At 69.0% G+C, this 1430-nt stretch carries 1 protein-coding gene; it reads right to left on the reverse strand.

All coding sequences use genetic code 11. The annotated features are described in order from the left end of the window. Positions 1-124: 124 nt before the first annotated feature. Entirely contained in the window at positions 125-1201 is a 1077-nt protein-coding gene (locus tag ASD06_RS04700) for an IS110 family transposase (RefSeq protein ID WP_200941886.1), read from the reverse strand. Positions 1202-1430: the final 229 nt, after the last annotated feature.

Consider the following 1430-nt stretch of genomic DNA (forward strand, 5'->3'; position numbering starts at 1 on the left):
CGCTCATGGCTCCCTTCTGTGTCAAGACGCCGCTGGCAGGGCGGTCGTAGGCTGAGCGCAGGCGGGTCCGGGAAGTGGCTTGTCCGAAGAGTCGGCGTGGGGTTGTGAGCCGGCCGCGCTGGAGTCAGAGTCGTTGCCCCGGGTGCCCTCCCGGGCCCGTCGCCGTGGCTGCGACGAAGTCGCCGAGCATAGTCCGGTAGACGATGTCGGACAGGCGACGTTTGAGGCAGCGCATCGCTTCCATCGAGGTCTTGCCGTCGGCCTTCTTGCGGTCGAAGTAGGCGCGGCCCTCGGTGGGGGTGCGCAGCTGAACGGTGGCCATGATGTGCAGCATCCGGTTGATCTGCCGGTTCCCGCCGCGTGAGAGCCGATGGCGCACGTGGTCGCCGGAGGAGGCGTCGATCGGCGCGGTGCCGGTCCACGACGCGAAGTGGTTGCGGTCAGGGAATCGGGACAGGTCGCCGACCTCGACCAGCAGCCGGGCAGCTCCGGAGGGGCCGACGCCGTGCAGCCCCAGCAGTGAGGTCCCGGTGGCGGCCACCAGTTCCTGAAGTTCTTTGTCCGCGGCCTTCTTGCGGGCGTAGATCCGTTCCAGGTCGCTCACCAGCTCGGCCGCGACCCGCTTGCGGGTCTTGCCCACCGCGTCACGGGGTCGGACCCCAGCCAGCAGGACCCTGGCCTGGGCCGCGGACAGGTACCTCTTGGCCCCGCCGGGCAGGAGCTCCAACAAGATCCGATGGAGCTGGCTGATCTTGCGGGTGTGCTCGTCCCCGATCGAGCGGCGCCGGTCCACCAGCAGCTGCAGCACCTCGAGCTGCTCGTCGGAGACCACCGGCCGCAGCCCAGCCATGCGGGTGCCGACCAGGGCGACCGAGTGTGCGTCCGTGGCGTCGGTCTTGCGGCCCTGGCCGGTGGCGAACACCCGCGCGCGGGCGGACAGCTTGGCCGGCACGTCGACGATGTCCTGACCGTCGGCCAGGAGCCGGTGGGCGATGTGCCGCCCGATGCCCTCGCAGCCCTCGATCGCCCACACCCGCTGCGGCCACGCCGCAACAGACGCCAACATCGCCTGGTAGCCCTCGACCGTGGTGTCGAACCGACCACCACCCACGACCGACTCGTCAGCCAGCATCACCTCGATCGTGACGCTGCGCTTGTGTGGATCCATCCCGATGACGACCCGCGGGACCTGCTCGTCCACGACGTCCTCCGTTGCCTCGAACCTGGTGATGGTTGGGCGTGGAGGGCATCGCTACTTAGAGCAGAGCAATCCCTTCTTGAGCCTCTCCTGCCCGGCGGTGCCCGAGCCGCGCAGTCCATGAGAGAGCCACACGATCATCGTGGGCAGCCGCGGATGAGAGCGACGAACCCGGGCACCTGAACCGAGCCTGCGCAGGCACCGGTCCTGCCGTCAATGAAACAAGTAGCCG

This window comes from Angustibacter sp. Root456 (assembly GCF_001426435.1).
Lineage (GTDB): Bacteria > Actinomycetota > Actinomycetes > Actinomycetales > Angustibacteraceae > Angustibacter.